Raw genomic sequence first — 21409 nt, 5'->3', positions numbered from 1 at the left:
TCTGATCTTTATTTCTAAATTCATTTATAGGTACTAGTGTATCATTAGTTATAACTTTAAGCGTTAAAAGTGCTTTTCGTAGTTAAATCCATTAAAATATAAGTACTAGGAGGAATCAAAATGACCATAAATAATTTTACCTTTTATAACCCTACACGTATCTTATTTGGCAAAGGACAAATTGAGTCAATTGATCGTAGTATTCCAAAAGACGCTAAAGTGCTAATCACCTATGGTGGAGGTTCAATCAAAAAATTTGGAACCTTTGATAAGATTGTTACTGCTTTAGGTGAACGACAATGGGATGAATTTGGCGGTATTGAACCTAATCCTTACTTCGAAACGCTGATGAAGGCTGTCAAAAAAATTAAAGAAGAAGGTTTTGACTTTATTCTAGCTGCCGGAGGTGGTTCTGTTATCGACGGTACTAAGTTCATTGCAGCAGCCGCAGCCTTTGAGGGTGATCCGATCGATATTTTCTCAGCAGGTATCGGTCAAGGACTTCCAATTAAGAAGGCCCTACCTTTCGGAACAATCTTAACTTTACCTGCTACCTCTTCCGAGATGAATGCGGGCGGCGTCATAACTATTAAAGAAAAAAATGCCAAAGTTAGTTTTGGGTCTGTTCACACCTATCCACAATTTTCTGTACTTGACCCCGAATTAACCTACACATTACCTCAACGTCAATTAGCCAATGGGATTAGTGATACCTTTGTACATATTTTAGAAAACTACCTCAACCAACCAGTCGGAGCTATCTTACAAGATGGTTGGTCGGAAACAGCCTTAAAAGGTCTTATTCAACTCGCTCCTCAATTAAAAGAAGATAATCACGACTACGACGTGCGAAGTAATTTTATGTGGATTTGCACCAATGGATTAAACGGGTTTATGAGTCAAGGATTACCAACTGACTGGTCAACTCACAAGTTAGGCCATGAAATTACAGCTTTTAATCACACTGATCATGCAAGAACTCTCACCCCAATTATCTTGGCCACCATGGAAGTTCGCTGGGAAGAAAAGTTTGCTAAACTGGTTCAATATGCTGAAAATGTTTGGAATATTCATGAGGGATCTGATCAAGAAAAAGCACAAGCGGCTATTCAAGCTACTCGCAAATTTTTCCAATCGATCAATATGCCTGTTACTTTGGAAGAGATTGATGTGGAAGCTAAGGACATTGATTATCTAGTTGATCAACTTATAGCTCATGAATTTACTGAGATTGGTGAGCATAAAACACAAACACCTGAAGTCTCAAGAGCTATTTATGAAAAAGCCTTAAACTAAAACAAGCAACCATTCATTAAACCTGAATGGTTGCTTTTTTAATTGATTGTTTCTTCCGGAAAAGGCAGGATTAATTCATCCGGATCGATTGATCCTTTAATCTCAATGATTAAGTGATGTGGTAGGCAAACAGAGACCTGACCCGGCTTTGAAATCCAACCTGTTTTAACCGCAATTTGGTCAGGACTATTATCTTCCTTGACCCTAATTTTTTCATTTACTTGTTCTACAATGTTGTATTGATCACGATTCGGTTCATAACGTTTTTCGATATGACCAGCCTTTTTCGATAAGATAAATTCATCTACCACCTGACCATGAATTTTGACCACAGCTTGAAGGGGTTGATCATTTACTGTATCTTGATAAAACCAACCGGTAATTAAAAACGGCACAAAAGATACAGCTAAAGCAAACAAAATGAGTAAATAATCAAACGGTTTCATCATTGCAAAAATTTTTTTCATGTTATAATCCTTTATAGATGATTAAGTGGCAAAATAGATGTATGGGCTAGATAGCCTAGCAATAAATGAGCTAGCACTCCAGTTAAAACTCCTGTCAAAATACCTACTAACGAGAGAATCGGAAGATAATTAAAGATCATCCACGTCTTTGAAAAGATACTTGCCATTGCTAATTGGCCAAGATGATGGAAAAGCGACCCCATTACTGAAACGCCAATTATACTTACTTTTTCTTGCCCTAAGTGCTTCACCAGACACATAGCAAATAAGCTTAGCATCGCACCTGCTAAGCTATAATAAAAAGAGGAAAAACTACCTAACAATAGTGCAACCAACGTCACCCGCACTAAATTGATCTTCAGAGCCGTCTTAACATCTAATGTGTATAAGGCTATCAAAATAACAATATTCGTCAGACCCAACTTAGCTCCTAAGACAAAGTTTGTCGGGCTCGGTAACATTCCTTCAATTAAGCCAAAAATAATGGCTAAGCTCGCTAAAATAGCGCTAAAAACAATTTTTTTTGAAGTCATTTGATCATTCATTTCTTTTAGTCTAGTTAAGATTATTTTAACATGCTCAATCATTTAAATGAACTAACATTTATCACTAACAAAGGAGTCACTTATTTGAAAAAACAAATTATCTTTCTTTTTATCGCCTGTCTTACATTTTTCTATCCGCTTCAAATTGTATCTGCTGACGAAAATCCAGAAGCCTTGGTTCGGTCGGAAGCTTTACTTGATACCTTCACTCAAATAACAATTTATCCCAATGATGCTAACAGTAAACAGGCCATGGATGAAGCTTTTAAATATATTGAGGCAATGGCACAATTATTTTCAGAATTTGAAGAGGGTACGGATATCAGTCAAATTAATGCAGCAGCCGGTAGAGATCCCATCAAAGTGCACCCTCAAACGCTTGAACTGATTGAATACGGTCTGAAAAAATCCCAAAATTTTGAATCTGTTTTTGATATTACAATTGGCCCAATCTCTTATCCATGGAAAAAAGCCGCAGATCAGAATACCATTCCTTCGGAAGCCACAATTAAAGAAAGCTTGAATCTCATCGATTATCATCAAGTCGTTGTTAATCATAGCGATTCAAGTATTTATCTAAAAAAAGAAAAAATGCGATTAGATTTAGGCAGTATCTCAAAAGGCTATATTGCCGACGGGGTTGCGCGTATTTTAAAAGAACATCAAATTGATAAAGCAATTATTAACCTCGGTGGCAATCTCGTCCTCTTAGGAACAAAACCAAACAATGCCCAACCTTGGACGGTAGGCGTCCAGAATCCGGGACATGAAACTGGTTCAGTAGTGGGTTCGCTCCCTATTACTAATAAAAGTGTCGTTACCTCAGGCATTTATGAACGTTTTGTAGAAGTAGATGGCATTAAATATCACCACCTCCTCAATCCTAAAACAGGCTTCCCCATTGATAACACATTAGCAAGTGTTACAATCATCACTGACCGGTCACTAGAAGCAGATGCCTATGCGACCATTGTCTTTGGCCTAGGCCTTGAAGAAGGAATGCATTATATAAATCAATCCCCCGACCTCGAAGCTATCTTTATCACTAAAGACCAAGAGGTATATCTTAGTCAGGGGGTCAAAGATTTCAAGCTGTTAGATGAACAATACCAAATTTTTAACCCATAAAAAATTCCTCAACTATTTGGGGAATTTTTTATGGGTTTTATTCATTAATCTATTCAGGTCTTAAATTATTCGCAGATCCCTATATCTCAGAGAGAATTCTAAGTGTGTCTAGCACTTGACCTTCCACTCGATCGTTGAGGTCATTTAATTCTGAACCTAACACAACGACAATATATTCTTTTTCATCTTTTTCAGCCAAGGTGACCCAACATAAGCCTGCCCCAAAGGTTGTACCGGATTTCCCACCTAAGATTTCAAAACCATCTTGATTAAAATCACGCAATTTTTTAAAAACCGTACTCTCCATATAAACACCGGAAGGATGAATATTTGTCGGTGAGGATAAGTAATCTTTCCGTTTGAAAATAGCTTCGAAATGGCCATTTTTTAAAGCCTCTTTTAATAACATAGCCATCTCTTTAGCAGTCGTAACCTGGCCAGCTTGATCCATACCATCGACACTCTTAAATTTGGTTTTATTCAATCCTAGATCTTCTGCTTTTTCATTCATCCATTTCACAAAAGTTTTCTTTGATCCTGCTACATTAATGGCTAAAGAATTGGCACTTTCAGCACCAGAAGGAAGCATTGTTCCGTAAAGCAAATCACGAAAAGTAGTTGACTCATAAGGAAGATAACCTGCCATAGCAGCCCCTTCCTCAATTGCTTGATAGTAACTGGCCTCATCAATCGGGGCGTATCCAGACAAATTATTAATATGTTCGAGAGCAACTAACGTCGTCATTATTTTAACCAAAGAAGCGGGTTTACGTGGAACATTCGCTTTTAACGAAAAAACTTGCTTATTTTCGGTTAAATTATAGACATAAATACTCTTCGAATAATATTCCGTCAAAGCAACTGCTTGAATGGGATGAAATATATTGACCAAACTTATAAATATTAAGAACAAGAACGCTGATTTAACATATTTTTCTTTTTTCATCCAAAACGTCCTTCCTATTTCATAAATTCATTTTTAGATTCTCATAATTTTTAAAGCCGGTCAAGTTTTGCTGTAAAAAATATTGCATTTCATTCAAAATATATTAAAGCTCTTAAGCTCTCAATCACCGACCCATTCATTTGTTATTTTAATTTAGCTTGGTTAACTTCTTTTAATATCTTTGTCTTATCTCTATCAGCAACGGTCTCACATGGACATTTAGCAGTATTGGGAGGGGATTTGACATTTAAACCTGCCAAAGGACAATCGCTAACTGTACATGATGTGCACTTACTTCGACCCGTTTTTAAAGAATGCCACTCTTTAACTAAAAAATACACTAATAGTCCCAAAATAATAAGCAGAATTATAAGTGTCTGAAGATTCATCAAATAGCTTCCTTTCCTAAAGGCTTAAAGGGATGTGATAGCTGGTATACAAAATCTGCTGGCATAAATAAAAGTCCGATAAAACAAATAAGTAAACTAATAGCCAGCCAAGTTAGGTAGGTTAATTCATAGCCATCAATTAGGACTAAAGAAATTTGATACACAATATAAGAAATATAATAGGCATAAAACATTTGATAGAAAACAGCCTTAAACGCCATCCAATCATCCTGAAACTCAGTCCGCATGGCTCCTACTGCAGCAAAACAAGGCATACAAAGCATATTAAATACTAAAAAGGAAAGTGCTGAAGAGGCTGAAAAGTACAGACTCATTTGACTTAAAAGCGCTCCTGTATTTTCTGTACTATCGGCTGACAAGCCCTGAATAACCCCTAAAGTCGAAACAACATTCTCTTTAGCTACAAAGCCTTGCAAGGTAGCCGCAACAGACTCCCAATTACCGAAACCAAGTGGTATAAAGATTGGCGCAAAAATATTGCCTAAACTGGCCAAAAGTGATTGCTTAGGATCAGATACCACTTGTAGGGAAGATGAAAATGAAGATAAAAACCAAACTAAACAGGAGGAAATAAAGATTATTGATCCGGCACGCTTTATAAAGGCCTGTACCTTATGCCAAACAATTAAAAGGATCGAATACCAGTCAGGCATACGATAAGCCGGTAATTCCATAATAAAGGGAATAGGTTTAGATTTACCAAAAAGTATTTTCTTAAGTAGAATACTTGAAACTAAAACAGAAACTATCCCTAAGACATAAACGGCAAAAGCCACCCATTGACTCCCTCCGAAAATAGCATTGGCAATTAAAGCAATAACCGGTAATTTAGCTGAACATGGTATAAAAGAGGTGGTCAGAATGGTCAGCTTGCGATTTTGTTCATTTTCAATTGTTCTTGAAGCCTGAATCCCGGGTACTGAGCAACCCGATCCTACTAAAAGGGGAATAAAACTTTTCCCAGATAGGCCAAATTTTTTAAAAACTCGATCCATCACAAAAGCAATTCGAGCCATATAGCCGCTGTCCTCCAAAAGAGCTAAACATAAAAAGAGCATAGCCATTTGCGGAATAAATCCTAAAATAGCACCTACACCACCAATAATTCCATCAACCACCAAAGAAATCACTAAGGGATGAATCTTGACGCTTTCTAAGAAAGTGGTCATTGCATTAGGAATGATTTGACCAAAAAGTTCTTCATTTACCCAATCTGTCCCTAAGGATCCTATTGTAGAAATCGATAGATAATACACACAATACATAACCAATAAAAAAAATGGAATACCTAAGAATCGATGAGTGACAACTTGGTCGATTTTGTCGGTAAGACTTAAGGACTCGTTTTTTTCTTTCTTTATCATCGTCATAGCTGTTTCTATCCAATCATAGCGTTCACTGGTAATAATTGATTCACCATCACTATCTAACCATTGCTCTGATTTAGTCACCATAAGCTCAATCAAGGTACAATTTGCTTGCACACAGTCTTTTTTAATCATTTTTTGATCGCGTTCAAAATACTTTATAGCCCAAAACTTGGTCAAGCGATCATGATTAAGTTCACTCGAAATTAAGTCTAATTGCTCTTCAACAATCGGAGAAAAATTAATCGTTGTTCCAACCTTCTCATTCGTTTGAATTTGATGAATTAGAGGCTGAATCCCCTTTCTCCGATAGGCTGAAATTGAAAGAACCGGTAAATCAAAAAGGTCCATTAAAGCACTGAGATCCAATGCAATACCAGCTTTATTAAGAAGGTCAGCCATATTCACCGCGATGACCATCGGAATTTCTAACTCTAATAATTGAGTCGTTAAATAAAGACTTCTTTCTAGATTGGTCCCGTCCACCACATTTAATATTAGATCTGGTCGCTCATCTAAAAGATAATCCCTGGAAACAACTTCTTCCATTGTATAAGGCGATAACGAATAGATTCCTGGTAGATCAACCAATACCACTGTTGGATCAGCTAATAAGTGTCCTTCTTTTTTTGAAATAGTTACTCCCGGCCAATTGCCTACTTTTTGATTGGCTCCTGTTAAAACATTAAAAAGTGTAGTCTTACCACAATTAGGATTACCTACCAAAGCAATTTTACGCATGTCGCACACCTCCTGAAATTACAACTGTTTGGACTGAATCCGCCTCACTCTTTCGGATCGAAAGCTGGTAACCCCTCACACGAATTTCAAGCGGATCACCCAAAGGTGCTAATTTGACCAAATCAATTATCGCATTTTTAGTAATTCCCATATCCATAATCCGCCTTCTGAATTGAGCCTCTCCATCCACTCTGGCCACCTTAGCCTGAGATCCAGCCATTAATTGACTCAAAGGCACTAGTTCTTTTTCATTGATATTAATTCGTTCAATTGTTACATTTTTTGTAAATTCCTTAGAGACTCCTAGGCGCGATCCTTTTAGTTTAATAATCATCTCTTCTTCTTGAGTAGAAATAATTGTTATATAGACACCTGGCACAAATCCTAGATTAGTTAAATGTTTTTTCTGGTCTGCGTGACCATAAACATGTAAAATTTTTGCACTTTCACCTTTCCGTAAATAATTTAGTGTTAAAGTATTCATTTAAACCTCCTTAAATTTTGATAGACATCATTATAATAACTTAAAATCGAGAAGCTCACAATATAAATTTCAAGTAAAAAGTCTCGCAATATATAAAAATCATTTAAAATGTAAAATTCGAGACATAACGCTTGATTTTTTGTCTAATTCATGGTAAATTTATTTCGAATTCGAGATAATTAACTCGAATCTATATTGTATGACTCGCTAAATTAAAGGAGGAACTTATATGAATCACTTACTAGGAATCCATCATGTCACAGCCATGACGGATAGCGCTGAAAGAAATTATGATTTTGTAACGAAGGTACTTGGTATGCGTTTAGTGAAGAAAACCGTCAACCAAGACGATATACATACTTACCATACCTACTTCGCAGACGATCGCGGTAACGCAGGTACTGACTTAACTTTTTTTGATTTCCCTAATCTCCCTCAAGGAATTAAAGGAACAAATTCAATCTCTCGTATTGGTTTACGTGTAAAATCAGATGCTGCCCTCGAATATTATCGCAAACGCTTTGATGAACATAATATTAAACATGATGAGATTAAAGAATTATTTGGTAGCAAGGTGCTCCCTTTCGAAGAAGCTGACGGTCAAGCTTATCAAATTTTTTCCGACGAGCATAATGAAGGTATTCCGGGTGGAATTCCATGGAAAAAAGGTCCTGTACCAGAAGATATGGCAATTTATGGATTAGGCCCTATTGAAATAACTGTTGGATACTTTGATGAGTTTAAAACGGCTTTAACTACCATTTATGAAATGCGCATTGTTGAAGAACATGATGATGTAGCTCTACTTGAAGTAGGTGAAGGTGGTCACGGTGGCCAAGTTATCCTCAGAAAAGATTCAGAAAAACAAGCTCAACAAGGTTATGGGTTAGTTCACCATGTATCCTTCCGTGTAGCAGATGAAGATGCTATTAATGCTTGGATGGAGCGTTATCACAAATTAGAAATTGGCAATTCAGGAATCGTTGATCGTTATTATTTCAAAGCACTGTATGCGAGAATTGGTCACATTCTAATTGAAATCTCAACTGACGGACCTGGTTTCATGGGCGATGAGTCTTATGAGCATTTAGGAGAAACTTTGTCGCTCCCACCTTTCTTAGAAAACCAACGAGAATCAATCGAAAGCCAAGTACGACCATTTGATACGATTTGGAAAGGGGAATAACCTATGGTTGATAAAATTCAAAGTATCCATCATGTTAGCGCAATCGTTGGTAATGTGCAGGAAAACTATGATTTTTACAGTCAAGTTCTCAACTTAAAATTAGTGAAGCAAACAGTCAACTTTGACGACCCTTCGGTTTATCACCTTTATTTTGCTAATGCGAATGTTGATAACGGAACAATCATGACTTTCTTCCCATGGGAAAGCAATAAAAAGGGAACCAAGGGCGGCGGTCAAGTAGGAAGAATTGGCTTTGCTATTCCTAATGGAAGCCTTGAACACTGGCAAAGTCGCTTAGACAAGTTTAATATAAATTATCAAACTAGCAATATGTTTGGGGCTACTACTTTAGAATTTGCTGACCCTCATGATTTAGATATCGCGTTAGTAGAATCTGATATAGCTGCTGATAATATGGAGATACTTGGTTTCTATGGTTTAGTTCTGATTTCAATCCATCCACAAGGTACACTTGATTTATTAACACGTGAAATGGGAGCAAAATTAGTTGAAGAGACGGATAATTATCTTCATATAGCGTTAAGCGGCCCAGAAAAACATCGCCTATTGCTCACAAAAAAAGCGCAACCATTAGGCCGTTTTGGTATCAGTACTGTCCATCACGTGGCATGGTCTGTGGATCAATTAAAAGATCTTAAAGATTGGCATCAACAGCTTAAAGAGGCTCACTATCATTTAACACCTGTAAAAGATCGTAAATACTTTAAATCGATTTACTTAAGAGAAAAAGGCGGTATAATCTTTGAGTTTGCTACGAAAGAACCTGGCTTTCTGGTAGATGAAACCTTTGAAGCGTTAGGCCGCATTTTGAAATTACCCGCACAATTTGAAAAAAAACGCTCACAAATCGTATCTACATTACCATCATTTAAAGTTCGTTAGGAGATATGAATACATGTTATCTTTCAATGTAACCGAATTGACTCAAAAAGAACAGTATAAATTATTGATTGGATCAGTCATTCCAAGACCTGTTGCTCTCATTGCTAGCCTTAATGACGATCAGAGCATCAATTTAGCACCCTTTTCATATTTTAATATGGTGTCTTACAATCCGCCTATCTTGATGGTATCTGTCCAAAGAAAAGGAAAAATGAAGGATACTGCTCGTAATATCTTAGCGAATAAAGAAGCTGTTTTCCACGTTGTCAGCCAAGAGAATCTGGCAGATGTGAACCAAACTGCTAGTAATTTACCCAAAAATAAGAGTGAATTGGAATTAACTCAATTCACTCTTGCTAGCAGTCATTCTATACAAACTCCTGGAATCGCTGAAATGAAAGTTCGTTACGAGACCGTTCTGCATCAACACATTGAAATTCCATCTACCCATCCACAATTCATTGCTGCTGATCTTTTATTAATGCGGGTGGTTCATTTCCACCTATCTGAAGAAGTTTATCAAAACACTTATATCCTTGCAGATCAATTAAAACCGATCAGCCGCTTGGCTGGTAATGATTATGCAACCTTGGGTGACATTATCCAATTAGAAAGACCTGAATAGGAGGAAATTATGGAATATATTTATCAAGCAACTGAAAATGCTAAATGGACGTTCGTTCTTTTACATGGTACAGGTGGAGATGAAACGAATCTCATTCCTATCGCTAAAGAAATCTCAGACTCAGCCAACATCCTCTCCGTTCGAGGAAATGTGAACGAAAATGGTGCTTTACGTTATTTCAAACGCAAGGCAGAAGGTCTTTATGATTTAGAAGACCTTGCTTTTCGCAGTCAGGAATTAGTTGACTTTATTACATCCATGAGTGAAGAAAAGGGCTTTGATTTAAATAAAGTTATTTTTGTTGGTTTTTCAAATGGATCAAATATTGCCTTAAATATTTTAATTCATTTTGCTAAAACATTTAATAAGGGCATTTTATTTGCTCCCCTTTATCCAATGGCTATTGAAGAAGATAAAGATTTATCAAATCATCAACTCTTCTTATCAATGGGTAAAGCTGATCCTATTTGCAGTATGCAAGCAAATAATGAATTAATTGAAAAATTAAACCATGTGGGTGCAAATCTATCGATCGAATGGGTTCATACGCATCAAATTACACCACAAATTCTAACAGATGCTAGACAATGGGTGGAAGAATTAGATTAGTTATTTCACCTTTTAATTTACGCTCTATCAACTGACGCATTTATTGCTGAAGTTTGGTAGAGCTTTTTCCAATTATAGCGCGTTAATATGAAAATTATTACACCCTTTAATATAGTCGAAAGTGACATAGCTATCCAGACACCCACCACCCCATATTGAGGCATAAACAACCATGCAAAAGGAATCCTTAAGAGATTGCAGACCGTATTTACAGTAGCAGGCTGTTGCGTTTTTCCGAGACCGTTGAGGAATCCACTGCCTCCGATCTCAAAACTCATAAATAATTGACTTAAGCCAAATACAAGTAAATAAATCGCTCCTAAGGCAATCGCTTGAGGATCATCTGGGATGAAGAGTTTGAAAAACTGCATTCGAAAAACAATTAAGACTAGCGTCGCAACTGTACCTATTGTCATTAAAGACCTCACAGTGGTTTGATAGATACCTTCAACGCGATCATATAATTTCGCTCCGTAATTCTGTCCCACCATAGCTGTTATCGCTACTGCAAACCCTTCAGTTGTCATCCAAGAAATCGATTCAATATTCGAGCCCACACTTGTGACGGCTAAAGGCATGGCGCCATATGAAGCCACATAACGATTTAATAAAACACTAACTAAGGCATGTGCATTAGACTGAATGGAAGGAGGTAACCCAATTTTGAAAATTGCTTTTAAATGACTCCAATTAAATGTCCATACATGAATGCGACTCCTGTAAATCAAGTCTCCTTGTCGGTATATGGCATAGATATACAAAAGAAAGACGATAAATTGAGCGAAAATGGTTGCCATGGCCGCTCCACTAATCCCCAAGGCCGGAATTGGCCCTAGACCAAAGATTAGAATAGGGTCCAATAAAATGTTTATCACTAAGCCCAATGCATTAACAGCAAAAGGTGTTTTACTGTTACCTAAACTATTATAAGCCCCTGATAAGACTGGATTAATAAAGAAAAGAAAGACACCCGCTGCTATAACAATCAAATATTTTTCGGTTAATTGATTTACATCCTCGTCGAGTTTAAAAAAGTGGATAAATGGATATCTATAAATAATCAGCAAACTACCAAAAATAATTCCCATTATAAGGGCTAACCAAAATCCATTATTAATATAAGATCGGGCTGTCTTCTCATCTCGAGCCCCATAGGCTTGTGCCGTCAAGACACTCATTCCAATTCTAGGGATCAACATCAGACTTGACGCAATCCACAAAGCAAACCCAACTTGCCCTGCTGCAGCCACGGCCTCAGTAGAAAGACGGCCAATCCAAGCAATATCTGTTAGAGTATAAGTCATCTGAATAAAAGCCGTTAACATCAAGGGTGTAGATAATTTCACCATCGTTTTAAATATCTTCCAATTCAATAAATCTAAGTTTCTCATTACTACCCCTCCATATCTCAATAAATAGTAACAAGTTGAAGCATTAAATACAATCAGAAAAAACTTATTGAAAGAAAAAATAACTTTCAATAAGTTTTACACGATTCATTTAATGCCTCTAAGGATGTTTGCGGTAGAAATCTTCGTATCCCACTGTTTTTGGCCCTTTTGATAAAGCTCCCATCTTTTATCATACTTTTGATTTGTTTTTGTAATCATTTGTTGGATGTCTTTTTGTACTTCTTTTAAGAGGGGATTCTTGAATAATTTGTCCAATATTTCAAGATCACCTAGACGATCGCTCTCAATCATCGCATGGGCCAAGCGATCACTTACTGTTGGATTATCCGGGGTCAGATGAGTTGTAATATAAGACATTGAAACGTCTTGGAAGCCAAACTTTTCCATTGTTTGAGGCAATTCTTGCTCGTTTAATTTATACTTACCTATTTGAAAAGTTTGGATAAGATCATCTTGGCCATTTGTTAAGCATTCAATCTGCTGCCAAAAGGTATTTTCCTCTTCATTAAAAGAAAGCAAAGCCGGTGCTTGGTGAATGGTCCCTTGAGCTTGGCTGAGACAAAGACAGACTCCTCCAGATTTTAATGAATGATACTGTGCTTTAAAGAAAGTGCTTGTTTCAATGTGCTCAACCACTGTGTTCGAAATAATAACATCAAAACTATTTTCCTCAAAAGGAAGGTCATAAATATCACCCACTAAAAATTCAACTTCAGGAATATTATCTTTAGCAAATTCTATGAAGTTTTGATCGCGATCTACTCCAATTACATTGGCATTAGGATACCAATCTTTTAATACCTGACATAAAGCACCCGGCCCACAACCAATTTCTAAAATTCTAAGAGGGCGTTTCTGATCGATATTAAAAATCTTTTGATAAGCATTGGCATTTTCTTTATTAAACCGTAGTTTGCGACTAGAATAGAGCGTTTGAATTCCCTGTATTTGGTTAGACCAAAAATTTAAAGTGTTCATTGTATCCCCCTCTTTTCATTCCAACCTAACATCAAAAATGATATTTTGTGTTTTCAGATTTTTTAACAGAGCCTATTATATCATTTATTAGTAATTTTTGATTAAATTTGCCCATCGAGGTCTTAAAATGGGTGATAGGGTCATGTAAAACATCTTTTCCACTATTATTTAACGAATGTAAAAGAATTTTGCTAGACATATCAAGTAGAAATGCTAAATTTAAAACAGAAGGAGGCGACATTATGAGTCTTGGCCAACAACTCAAAACAGCACGCTTGCATGCAAATTTAACTCAAGAAGAAGTTGCAGAAAAAATTGGGGTTACTCGTCAATCCGTTTCAAATTGGGAAAACGAGAAAAATTACCCTGATATTCGGAGTGTCATAGACCTTAGCAATCTTTATCAAATCAGTCTGGATCAATTAATGAAAGGAGACGAAAAATTGATTAATCATTATCAAGAAAGTTCAAATGTAGTTCGTAGTAACAAACATTTATTTAAGATTATTTTAATTAGTTTAACTATCATCTTAGCACTATTCATACTCCATCACCTGATGCCTAACCATTTCGAATGGCTACTTGCTATTTTTATTATAATGGTCATAACGGCAGGAATCATTATTCATGAAATCATTCAAAGAATATAGGAGGCGTAAAAATGAATGAAACTATTAAAATATTTATAATTGTAATTGTCGCTACCATTGCACTGGCTTCTGGCAGCCTATTAGCTTACTTCATCTATAAAATGACTATTATTGATGCTAAGGCGCGAGGGTTAAAACATCCCAAATTTTGGGGTATTTTTAATATCGCTGGAAACAACTCTTCAAATATCATACTCTATCTTATCGGCAGAAGGAAATTTCCTAAAGATAAACTCACTTCCTATGATCAACTCTTAATGAAGCAATATAAAAGAGAAGCTAGTATATCTCTTATTTGCCACCTTTGTGGGACGATTATCCTACTTATCTGCATTGTTTATTTCTATGCCTAACTAGTTCGCCTATCTTTATTAGAAAAAGTAGGGTTTTTGTTATTTTATTAATTAATAAAGTTTGATAGGATAGATGTGATATAAAATTAAAGGAGATCTCTCTGCATGAACTCAGTAAAAAATAAACTTCCAGGACTTCTTTTATGTTTCTTGATTGCTGCTTTTGCTAGCCTTTTAGCTCGTGTATCGATTGGAAACTTTTCACTGGCGATTATTGGAGCACCCGTCTTTGCTATCTTTATAGGCATGATCATCAGTCTTATTCAGCCCCAATTAGCTAATCATGCCGTTTTTCATCTCGGTATTCGCTTTTCAGCGAAAAAGATTTTACAATGGGCAGTTATTTTATTAGGTTTCTCCTTGAACCTCTCAATGATTATTAAAGTTGGCAGCAAAAGCTTACCTGTAATTATTGCTACTATCTCGATTGCACTACTGGTTGCTTGGTTCTTTCATAAGCAATTTAAGATGGAAACGAAATTAGCGACTTTAATTGGGGTCGGATCAGCTATTTGTGGCGGTTCTGCAATTGCAGCCACTGCTCCAGTTATTGAAGCGGATGATAAGCAAGTTGCTCAGGCTATTTCAATTATTTTTATTTTCAATGTACTGGCTGCTTTGATTTTCCCTACCTTAGGTTATAACTTAGGATTAGGAACAGAAGGTTTTGCTATCTTCGCAGGTTCTGCAGTTAATGACACTTCTTCGGTGACAGCAGCAGCAGCGACAGCAGAAAACTTCTATCAAGTGGAAGGTATCCTATCTGCTGCAGTAACGGTCAAATTAACACGAACGCTCGCCATTATCCCCATAACAATTGGACTTTCAATCATCCAAGCCCAAAAAATAAATAAAACAGCCAAAACAAAAGTCTCTCAATTGATGCCACCATTTATTCTTTATTTTATTTTAGCGGCTATGATAACTTCAATGATTGATTTTCTGCCCGTAAATTCATTAACCAATAGCTATCGGGAAGACTTTATTCCTCTCATGAAGATTTTAGCCAAATTCTTTATCAGTATAGCTATGGCTGCTATTGGCTTAAATTCTCAACTAAAAGAGCTGATTAAAGAAGGTAAAAAACCCATCTTACTCGGTTTATCATGCTGGGTAGCGATCAGTTTAGTCTCTTTATTGATCCAAGCCTTAACAGGTACTTTTGATAGTAATCTTTTATAAACAAAAAATGGTTCTCTAGTTCATTACTAGAAAACCATTTTTTAATTTAAAAGCTCATCGATCAGTCATTTTTTGGAAACAACCACGTTTTGTATACCTTATCGATCAGTAGGGTAACAAGTATTTGGATGACCATAGCAATTCCCACAGTAATAGGCAGACCTTTAACAACACCTAAAAAAGATTGAAAATTAAGATCACCTTGTAGAGTTACTGCAATCATTCCCATAATAAATGAGAATATCAAGGCTGGTGGAAATTGGCCAAGTAAAAACACTAACCAATCAGGCTGACTAACACCTAAAAAAGCGACGAACTGTTGAGCGAGTTTAGGAATATCTAAAATGATGGATCCCAAAATAATAGACACCGGTAGAATCACCAATAATTGAAGTAAATATTGTGAAAAATCAAATTTCCCCTGGAGATTACTCATGATAAAAGGCATGATAATCCCAAGATGAATTGAAAAAGCATAGTTTTTGAATGTTGGAAAATCGATTGATTGCACTAGATGGTCACCTTTTTCTTTCGTTTGCTTTTATACTCTACCAAAATAACTATTCGTTAAGCAAATTATTTATCTTCTAATAAATTTAACCATCATCTCTTTGAGATAAAAGAGTCTAAACAATTAAAAAATTAGTTTTTAGAAAACCAAAAAGAATATGTTTATTTTTATCCACAAATCTCAAAATAACGGGTTGAATCGCAATTCATGATCAATCCTCCAATTCTATCCAATACCTTTGATCGACAGTGCCATCAGGATAAACCACTTCATTTTCTAAAACGCCGCCATTTTTTTGAATGGATTTTGCTGATCCACTATTATCTTTATTGCAAATCATTAAAACCCTTCTTATACCGATTCGTTTACACTCTTCTAATGCTAATCCGATCATTGCTGTGGCATAACCTTTGCGTCGCTCACTAGGTCGAATACCATCTCCTATATGTCCACCCTTTAGTAAAAGGACATCATTTAAATAATGGCGAATATTAACTGCCCCAACAAAAATATTCCGATCTCGATCTAAACAGAAAAAGGTAGAGTCAGGTATGCGGTCTGTTCTTTCATCTTTTTTAATTTCTAAGTTATCAAGATACACGGCGAAATCACGGGGATCGTTGCGGAAAATAGCTGACGGAGATCCATTTGTGTGGTTTTGTTCGATATCGGCTTTCCATTCTTCGATCATTTCAACTAATAAGGGTTGATGTTCCTCTTTTAACTTAACTAATTCAATGTTCATTATTTTTACCTCATTTTATACTTTTCTTTATTCCAGATTATCTAAGCCTTTAAATAAATCATTAAAAGTTGGAAGATTATTGCATCTACCGAAAGATATTTCTTTATTCTCACCATATTCCAGTAAAAAACATTTGGCTAATTCCTCCACTGTAACCTCTAAGTTTTCAAAGAAAGTACGGTAAGCAAAATTATATCCCGCACTTCCTACTTCAAAATTACTTTTAATTAATGACTCTGTTACCTGATCAAGTGGGTACATTTTTAAGTGCATCAATTCGTGAACAATGATTTCTTCTATATTTTTCTCATCCATCGGATTGTGAACATTTAAAAGCAAAACTGCCTTTTTATCTGTACAGTCGATCTTAATGTCTCCAGTTTTTTTAAAATTCGAATCATCTACCAGTTCAAGACGGACACTCCATTCAGGTGAAATCCGTAATTTCTGCGTCCACTTTTCTAATAATGGTTCTAAAGCAATTGGATTCATTATAATTCTCTCCTTTATTTCTTTCGCATAAATGATTATCTAACATAAGCTTAATTAGGTAAATAATTTAGTTCTTGATAAAGCTCATTAATCAATTATTCACATTAATAATACAGTCGGTTTTGCGTTTTCAAAATAAGTTCTGCCATGTTTTCTTGGCGAATCGATGATAGCTTATCAACCGTTTGATTAAGCATTTCTTTTAAGTCCTTAACCCTCTGTTCAACTTCTTCCGCCTCCCACTCATCTTGAGGTCCATCGGGCAAATCACTTTCAAGTAAGAGATGGTCACCGCTCATTTGTTGAAGATAGGCCCGACCCTTTTTGCTTTTTAGCATACTGGGATGAACTGAAAGATACCCACCCATATCACGATGTCTGGTTAATTCATCACTCGTGCCATTAAAACGGTGTAGAATAGGTAAAATCTTATCACTTGGAGCCCCTACTTCTTCAAGTAAATCTAACACTTTTGAAGCTGAACGAACCGCATGAATCGATAAAATAAATCGTTGTTCAGTATGATCTGTCAGTGCCTTCAAAATTTCTGAGAAAACATAGACCTGTAGATTTTCTTGGGCTTTTTCTAAGCCTTTCACTGAAAAATCTAAACCAACCTCACCTATCAACTGAGACTTTGTCAATTCTTTTCGGAATATCGCTAATTCTTTATCAGCTTGACTCTTTGATTCAATCCACCAAGGGTGAAAACCTAAAGATAAATAAGGTGTTTGGCCTGGCTTTAAATTCAATTTATCCAATGATTGTTTTAAAAGGGAAAAACCTGAAGGTGTGACTGTTTGAGCCACAATCGTTATCTCTTCTTTAACCAGTTCTTGTAAAAATAAGTAACGTGCATTAGAGTCTTTTATAAAATCAAAGTGATAATGACTATCTAACCATTGCATCAGCCTTCTCCTTTCATTTTCTCCATTTACCAAATCTTATAGTCTTCTATTCCAGCTAAACGACGAATCACCTTACCTGCAAGCATCATGCCCATAATGGGAGGCATATAACTCATTGAACCTAGCGTCTGAGCCTTGGTATTTCCATCTGGATCTTGGACTTTGAAAGGCTGTTCATTGGAATAAAGAACTTCTAAACCTTTTATGTCACGTCTACGACACTCTAGACGAATTATTTTGGACATAGGACAATACGATGTATTTTCTATCTTACTAAATTTTAGATAGGCGGGATCCAATTTATTAGCAGCTCCCATTGATGATAGTAAGGGTATTTTTTCTGATTGACAAAAAGCAGCGACTTCTAACTTTTGTGAGATGGTATCAATACAATCAATAACATAATCAGGCCGAGGAAAACTCTTTAAAGTTTCTTTGATATTCTCTTTTGTAAGAAAGATTTGTTGGGCATCCACTTGACACTCTGGATTGATTTCTTTGACCATGGCCCGCATCACATCCGTTTTGGCCTTGCCCACTGTTGAAGAAAAAGCCAAAGCTTGGCGATTAATATTACTTTCTTCAATTATATCTCCATCGAACAAAATTAAATATCCAACTCCTCCACGAGCAAGGGCTTCCGCACAAGCAGAACCAACTCCGCCTAAACCTAAAACCATTACTCGCGATTGGGCTAGACGCGTCAAGCCCTCCTCTTTTAATAGTAAACTCAAGCGTGATAATCTTGCTGGTATCTTCTTTTCCATATTCTCATCCTTCTAAATTCTACTAATTATCTATAACATTAAAGCATGATTATTAATCACGCAACTAGATTATTAAAAAAGTGTAATCTATTTTAAGATCCCACTTCACACAAATTATTTTCACTTTACATCTGTTCCTTATGAAACCGGTTAAGAAAGAGTTTTGTCCGTTCATGCTGTGGTTCATTAATTACTTGTTGGGCAAGGCCATCTTCTACAATAAATCCCTTATCCATAAAAACAACACGTGTAGACACATCACGGGCAAAGGCCATCTCATGGGTCACAACAATCATGGTCAAACCCTCTTTTGCTAATTGAGTCATGGTATCTAAGACTTCGCCAACCATTTCGGGATCCAAAGCAGAAGTTGGCTCATCGAAAAGTAATAACTCTGGATCCATAGATAAGGCCCGAGCGATAGCTACACGTTGTTGTTGACCTCCTGATAATTGCTTAGGTCTAGCATTTATATAAGGAGCCATGCCCACTTTAGTGAGATTATCTAGGGCTATCTTTTCTGCTTCTTCTTTTGTCCGCCCTAAAATTTTCACTTGCCCGATTGTACAGTTTTTGAGCACATTCATATTGTTAAATAGATTAAATTGTTGAAATACCATTCCTACTTCGGCTCGATAGTGATTCAGTGGATAACGATTAGCCAGAATAGATTGACCTTTATAGAGAATATCGCCACCACTCGGTTGCTCTAGAAGATTAAGGCAACGTAAAAGGGTTGATTTCCCCGATCCTGAAGAACCAATGATGGAAATTACTTCACCCTTTTTAACACTAAAATCAATATCTTTAAGGACTCTATGGTCACCAAATTGTTTAGATAAATGTACAATTTCTAAAATCTTACTAGAATTAGTCATGTGTTTTGACCCCCTTAACTGAATCAGTGGACGAAGACTGCTTAACGGTGTAAGAATCTGATCCCGACATTTTTTTCTCAATTAAATTTAAAATACGTGTCGTGGTAAAAGTTAAAACAAAATAAATCATCGAAGTGATCAAAAAGGTCTGAAAAGTTTGATAGGTTGAACCGGCAACTGACTTTGAAACAAAAAATAATTCTGTCACCGCAATCACATTTAAGACAGATGTATCTTTAATATTGATAACAAATTCATTTCCTAATGTGGGTAGAATAGACAAAACAGCTTGCGGTAACACCACATGACGCATGGTCTGCCCATGAGACATCCCAATCGCTTTAGCCCCTTCATACTGGCCCTTATCCACTCCATGAATTCCTCCACGCATTACTTCTGATAAATACGCCCCTGTATTGATCGAGACAATAAATAGAGCCGCTGTCATCGATGACAGGTCAATATTAAAGAAAAGTTTCAACCCATAAAAGATCAACATGGCTTGAACCATCATCGGAGTCCCTCTAAAAATTTCAATATAAGCAACCAATAAAAAATCAACTAACTTAAATAAGTAATAAGAAGGCCTCCCCTTATGAAACAAGTTCTTCATGGATCTTACTACAGCAATTGCCAATCCAATTATCGACCCTACAATTGTTGCGAATAAAGCTATAAAAAGTGTATTTAAAGCCCCTCTAATAAATTGACCGCCATAAGTAGTCCATAATCCTTGAACATCTTGCCAGAAACTTAAGTTTTCCTGACCTTGATTAAGTTTCACCATTTCTTTCATCAGACTGTTTCGCTCTTCTTCATGAATGTCAGCTAAAACCTGATTAATTGGCTGTACCAAAGAACTTCCTTTACGTAAACCAATAGCTATACCCGTATCCACTTGACTTAGATCAAACCCCTTCCCCTCTGTAAACTTCAAGTAAGTTAGATCTGAGTTGGCCGCAACTGCTGCCATGGCGCCCGGTTCTTCTGATACATAGGCATCTATTTTGCCAGATAATACCGAAGAAATCATAGTTGGGAAAGAATCTAAAGCCGTTTTTTTCTGAACGTCTGGTATTTGATCAATTAAACTATAGTGAAAAGTGTTTAATTGGGCAGTTACCTTAGCTCCTGATAAATCAGCTAATGATTGGGCTTGCGCATAATCTGACTCTTGACGAACCACTAAAACCATCTGGCTTTCGTAATAATTATTAGAAAAATCAATTTCTTTTTTTCGATCTGGGGTTACAGACATTCCTGCAATAATCGCGTCCACTTTGCCCGAGTTCAAAGCCGGTGGTAGTCCGTCCCATTCTAATTTTACTATTTCTAACTTTAAACCTAACTTTTGCGCTAATTTTTTTGCGATATGAACATCATAACCATTCGCAAATTCTCCCTTTGAATTTGTGATAGCCAGGGCTCCGTTATCATGTGTGGGTTGCGACCAGTTAAATGGAGAATAGTTGGCTTCCATCCCAACTTTTAAAACACCAGGTTCTTCTAGATCATCTTGAAGTTGATCCCAATGAATGTCCTTTTCCTGTTTATTTTCGGCACCTACAATCATGTTAAAGGGTATAAGTAATAAAGCAAAGAGTATAACGGTGATGATTTTTTTCAGCAAGCCTTGATTCCCTTTCATTCTGAACCTCCTCTTGTTTTTTATTGAAATGTAAATATACCGTGTGGTTTGAAAAAGGTCAAGTTTTCATACAAAAAGTCTTCTATAAAAAAAAGACCTCTGCTTAAAACATAGTTTCAGCAGAGGTCTCTATTAAAAAATTTAATGAAATTAGAGGGTATGTTTAGTGATCATATAA

Annotated in this window: 24 protein-coding genes; 9 read left to right on the top strand and 15 right to left on the bottom strand. The window is 36.3% G+C overall.

The genetic code is table 11. The annotated features are described in order from the left end of the window. Positions 1–120: 120 nt before the first annotated feature. Positions 121–1296 carry an iron-containing alcohol dehydrogenase gene (locus HF969_RS02445; protein WP_210727868.1) on the top strand — a complete coding sequence of 392 codons (1176 nt, stop codon included), beginning with the start codon at positions 121–123 and terminating at the stop codon, positions 1294–1296. A 38-nt stretch (positions 1297–1334) separates the two neighbouring features. On the opposite strand, the gene HF969_RS02440 is transcribed toward HF969_RS02445, so the two are convergent. Continuing rightward, entirely contained in the window at positions 1335–1763 is a 429-nt protein-coding gene (locus HF969_RS02440; RefSeq protein WP_090289186.1) for a NusG domain II-containing protein, read from the bottom strand. Between the two features lie 11 nt (positions 1764–1774). Further along, a complete protein-coding gene (locus tag HF969_RS02435; protein ID WP_090289406.1) occupies positions 1775–2296 on the bottom strand; it encodes a Gx transporter family protein in 522 nt (173 codons plus the stop codon). Between the two features lie 96 nt (positions 2297–2392). On the opposite strand from HF969_RS02435, the gene HF969_RS02430 reads away from it, so the two are divergent. Next, positions 2393–3436 carry an FAD:protein FMN transferase gene (locus tag HF969_RS02430; RefSeq protein ID WP_168427138.1) on the top strand — a complete coding sequence of 348 codons (1044 nt, stop codon included), beginning with the start codon at positions 2393–2395 and terminating at the stop codon, positions 3434–3436. Positions 3437–3515: 79 nt separating this feature from the next. Here HF969_RS02430 and HF969_RS02425 read toward each other — a convergent pair whose 3' ends face one another. From HF969_RS02425 to HF969_RS02410, 4 genes are all read right to left on the bottom strand, one after another. Continuing rightward, positions 3516–4382, bottom strand: a complete 867-nt coding sequence (locus HF969_RS02425) for a D-alanyl-D-alanine carboxypeptidase family protein (protein ID WP_090289184.1) — start codon at positions 4380–4382, stop codon at positions 3516–3518. A gap of 143 nt (positions 4383–4525) precedes the next feature. Beyond that, complete coding sequence (locus HF969_RS02420; protein WP_090289183.1) at positions 4526–4771, bottom strand: hypothetical protein; 246 nt, start codon at positions 4769–4771, stop codon at positions 4526–4528. Continuing rightward, complete coding sequence (feoB, locus tag HF969_RS02415; RefSeq protein ID WP_090289182.1) at positions 4771–6900, bottom strand: ferrous iron transport protein B; 2130 nt, start codon at positions 6898–6900, stop codon at positions 4771–4773. The genes HF969_RS02420 and feoB overlap by 1 nt, the downstream gene beginning before the upstream one ends. Further along, positions 6893–7384 carry a FeoA family protein gene (locus HF969_RS02410; RefSeq protein WP_090289181.1) on the bottom strand — a complete coding sequence of 164 codons (492 nt, stop codon included), beginning with the start codon at positions 7382–7384 and terminating at the stop codon, positions 6893–6895. Before HF969_RS02410 ends, feoB begins: the two co-directional genes overlap by 8 nt. A 229-nt stretch (positions 7385–7613) precedes the next feature. Here HF969_RS02410 and HF969_RS02405 point away from each other — a divergent pair, with 229 nt between their 5' ends. Genes HF969_RS02405 through HF969_RS02390 form a run of 4 tightly spaced genes read left to right on the top strand, consistent with a single transcriptional unit; the run spans position 7614 to position 10707 of the window. Next, positions 7614–8570, top strand: a complete 957-nt coding sequence (locus HF969_RS02405; protein ID WP_090289180.1) for a ring-cleaving dioxygenase — start codon at positions 7614–7616, stop codon at positions 8568–8570. A 3-nt stretch (positions 8571–8573) separates the two neighbouring features. After that, positions 8574–9473: a VOC family protein gene (locus HF969_RS02400; protein ID WP_090289179.1), complete on the top strand. Its 900-nt coding sequence runs from the start codon at positions 8574–8576 to the stop codon at positions 9471–9473. Between the two features lie 13 nt (positions 9474–9486). Further along, positions 9487–10098 carry a flavin reductase family protein gene (locus HF969_RS02395; RefSeq protein WP_090289178.1) on the top strand — a complete coding sequence of 204 codons (612 nt, stop codon included), beginning with the start codon at positions 9487–9489 and terminating at the stop codon, positions 10096–10098. Positions 10099–10107: 9 nt separating this feature from the next. Beyond that, positions 10108–10707, top strand: a complete 600-nt coding sequence (locus tag HF969_RS02390) for an alpha/beta hydrolase (protein ID WP_090289177.1) — start codon at positions 10108–10110, stop codon at positions 10705–10707. Between the two features lie 17 nt (positions 10708–10724). Here the strand turns inward: HF969_RS02390 and HF969_RS02385 are convergent, their stop codons facing one another. Both HF969_RS02385 and HF969_RS02380 read right to left on the bottom strand, forming a co-directional pair. Then, positions 10725–12098 carry an MATE family efflux transporter gene (locus HF969_RS02385; protein ID WP_090289176.1) on the bottom strand — a complete coding sequence of 458 codons (1374 nt, stop codon included), beginning with the start codon at positions 12096–12098 and terminating at the stop codon, positions 10725–10727. 105 nt (positions 12099–12203) lie between these two features. Continuing rightward, entirely contained in the window at positions 12204–13097 is an 894-nt protein-coding gene (locus tag HF969_RS02380; protein ID WP_090289175.1) for a class I SAM-dependent methyltransferase, read from the bottom strand. A gap of 242 nt (positions 13098–13339) precedes the next feature. Between HF969_RS02380 and HF969_RS02375 the strand changes: the two genes are divergently transcribed. The 3 genes from HF969_RS02375 to HF969_RS02365 all read left to right on the top strand — a co-directional run bounded on the left by HF969_RS02375 (position 13340) and on the right by HF969_RS02365 (position 15282). Continuing rightward, on the top strand, positions 13340–13747 hold the full coding sequence (locus HF969_RS02375; RefSeq protein WP_090289174.1) for a helix-turn-helix domain-containing protein: 408 nt from the start codon (positions 13340–13342) through the stop codon (positions 13745–13747). 11 nt (positions 13748–13758) lie between these two features. After that, positions 13759–14100 carry a hypothetical protein gene (locus HF969_RS02370; RefSeq protein ID WP_090289173.1) on the top strand — a complete coding sequence of 114 codons (342 nt, stop codon included), beginning with the start codon at positions 13759–13761 and terminating at the stop codon, positions 14098–14100. A gap of 105 nt (positions 14101–14205) precedes the next feature. Next, a complete protein-coding gene (locus HF969_RS02365; RefSeq protein ID WP_090289172.1) occupies positions 14206–15282 on the top strand; it encodes a YeiH family protein in 1077 nt (358 codons plus the stop codon). 61 nt (positions 15283–15343) lie between these two features. Here HF969_RS02365 and HF969_RS02360 read toward each other — a convergent pair whose 3' ends face one another. The 7 genes from HF969_RS02360 to HF969_RS02330 all read right to left on the bottom strand — a co-directional run bounded on the left by HF969_RS02360 (position 15344) and on the right by HF969_RS02330 (position 21213). After that, complete coding sequence (locus HF969_RS02360) at positions 15344–15793, bottom strand: hypothetical protein (RefSeq protein WP_090289171.1); 450 nt, start codon at positions 15791–15793, stop codon at positions 15344–15346. 211 nt (positions 15794–16004) lie between these two features. Next, complete coding sequence (locus HF969_RS02355; protein ID WP_090289170.1) at positions 16005–16538, bottom strand: GNAT family N-acetyltransferase; 534 nt, start codon at positions 16536–16538, stop codon at positions 16005–16007. A gap of 27 nt (positions 16539–16565) precedes the next feature. After that, on the bottom strand, positions 16566–17030 hold the full coding sequence (locus tag HF969_RS02350; RefSeq protein ID WP_090289169.1) for a hypothetical protein: 465 nt from the start codon (positions 17028–17030) through the stop codon (positions 16566–16568). Positions 17031–17134: 104 nt separating this feature from the next. Continuing rightward, on the bottom strand, positions 17135–17938 hold the full coding sequence (locus tag HF969_RS02345; RefSeq protein ID WP_090289168.1) for a TatD family hydrolase: 804 nt from the start codon (positions 17936–17938) through the stop codon (positions 17135–17137). Positions 17939–17964: 26 nt separating this feature from the next. Next, positions 17965–18705, bottom strand: coding sequence for a tRNA threonylcarbamoyladenosine dehydratase (locus HF969_RS02340; RefSeq protein WP_090289167.1), 741 nt, complete (start codon positions 18703–18705; stop codon positions 17965–17967). 125 nt (positions 18706–18830) lie between these two features. Next, a complete protein-coding gene (locus HF969_RS02335) occupies positions 18831–19583 on the bottom strand; it encodes an amino acid ABC transporter ATP-binding protein (RefSeq protein WP_090289166.1) in 753 nt (250 codons plus the stop codon). After that, positions 19576–21213, bottom strand: coding sequence for an ABC transporter permease subunit (locus HF969_RS02330; RefSeq protein WP_425431564.1), 1638 nt, complete (start codon positions 21211–21213; stop codon positions 19576–19578). The genes HF969_RS02335 and HF969_RS02330 overlap by 8 nt, the downstream gene beginning before the upstream one ends. Positions 21214–21409: the final 196 nt, after the last annotated feature.

Source organism: Facklamia miroungae, from assembly GCF_012396555.1.
Taxonomy (GTDB): domain Bacteria; phylum Bacillota; class Bacilli; order Lactobacillales; family Aerococcaceae; genus Facklamia; species Facklamia miroungae.
Note: the sequence above shows the minus strand (reverse complement) of the source record. Positions and strands in the feature narration are given on the sequence as shown.

What these genes read in the sequence shown, in the direction of transcription:
- HF969_RS02445 (WP_210727868.1), top strand. Translation starts at nt 121, where the DNA reads ATGACCATAAATAATTTTACCTTTTATAACCCTACACGTATCTTATTT.
- HF969_RS02440 (WP_090289186.1), bottom strand. Translation starts at nt 1,763, where the DNA reads ATGAAAAAAATTTTTGCAATGATGAAACCGTTTGATTATTTACTCATT.
- HF969_RS02435 (WP_090289406.1), bottom strand. Translation starts at nt 2,296, where the DNA reads ATGACTTCAAAAAAAATTGTTTTTAGCGCTATTTTAGCGAGCTTAGCC.
- HF969_RS02425 (WP_090289184.1), bottom strand. Translation starts at nt 4,382, where the DNA reads ATGAAAAAAGAAAAATATGTTAAATCAGCGTTCTTGTTCTTAATATTT.
- HF969_RS02420 (WP_090289183.1), bottom strand. Translation starts at nt 4,771, where the DNA reads ATGAATCTTCAGACACTTATAATTCTGCTTATTATTTTGGGACTATTA.
- feoB (WP_090289182.1), bottom strand. Translation starts at nt 6,900, where the DNA reads ATGCGTAAAATTGCTTTGGTAGGTAATCCTAATTGTGGTAAGACTACA.
- HF969_RS02410 (WP_090289181.1), bottom strand. Translation starts at nt 7,384, where the DNA reads ATGAATACTTTAACACTAAATTATTTACGGAAAGGTGAAAGTGCAAAA.
- HF969_RS02405 (WP_090289180.1), top strand. Translation starts at nt 7,614, where the DNA reads ATGAATCACTTACTAGGAATCCATCATGTCACAGCCATGACGGATAGC.
- HF969_RS02400 (WP_090289179.1), top strand. Translation starts at nt 8,574, where the DNA reads ATGGTTGATAAAATTCAAAGTATCCATCATGTTAGCGCAATCGTTGGT.
- HF969_RS02395 (WP_090289178.1), top strand. Translation starts at nt 9,487, where the DNA reads ATGTTATCTTTCAATGTAACCGAATTGACTCAAAAAGAACAGTATAAA.
- HF969_RS02390 (WP_090289177.1), top strand. Translation starts at nt 10,108, where the DNA reads ATGGAATATATTTATCAAGCAACTGAAAATGCTAAATGGACGTTCGTT.
- HF969_RS02385 (WP_090289176.1), bottom strand. Translation starts at nt 12,098, where the DNA reads ATGAGAAACTTAGATTTATTGAATTGGAAGATATTTAAAACGATGGTG.
- HF969_RS02380 (WP_090289175.1), bottom strand. Translation starts at nt 13,097, where the DNA reads ATGAACACTTTAAATTTTTGGTCTAACCAAATACAGGGAATTCAAACG.
- HF969_RS02375 (WP_090289174.1), top strand. Translation starts at nt 13,340, where the DNA reads ATGAGTCTTGGCCAACAACTCAAAACAGCACGCTTGCATGCAAATTTA.
- HF969_RS02370 (WP_090289173.1), top strand. Translation starts at nt 13,759, where the DNA reads ATGAATGAAACTATTAAAATATTTATAATTGTAATTGTCGCTACCATT.
- HF969_RS02365 (WP_090289172.1), top strand. Translation starts at nt 14,206, where the DNA reads ATGAACTCAGTAAAAAATAAACTTCCAGGACTTCTTTTATGTTTCTTG.
- HF969_RS02355 (WP_090289170.1), bottom strand. Translation starts at nt 16,538, where the DNA reads ATGAACATTGAATTAGTTAAGTTAAAAGAGGAACATCAACCCTTATTA.
- HF969_RS02350 (WP_090289169.1), bottom strand. Translation starts at nt 17,030, where the DNA reads ATGAATCCAATTGCTTTAGAACCATTATTAGAAAAGTGGACGCAGAAA.
- HF969_RS02345 (WP_090289168.1), bottom strand. Translation starts at nt 17,938, where the DNA reads ATGCAATGGTTAGATAGTCATTATCACTTTGATTTTATAAAAGACTCT.
- HF969_RS02340 (WP_090289167.1), bottom strand. Translation starts at nt 18,705, where the DNA reads ATGGAAAAGAAGATACCAGCAAGATTATCACGCTTGAGTTTACTATTA.
- HF969_RS02335 (WP_090289166.1), bottom strand. Translation starts at nt 19,583, where the DNA reads ATGACTAATTCTAGTAAGATTTTAGAAATTGTACATTTATCTAAACAA.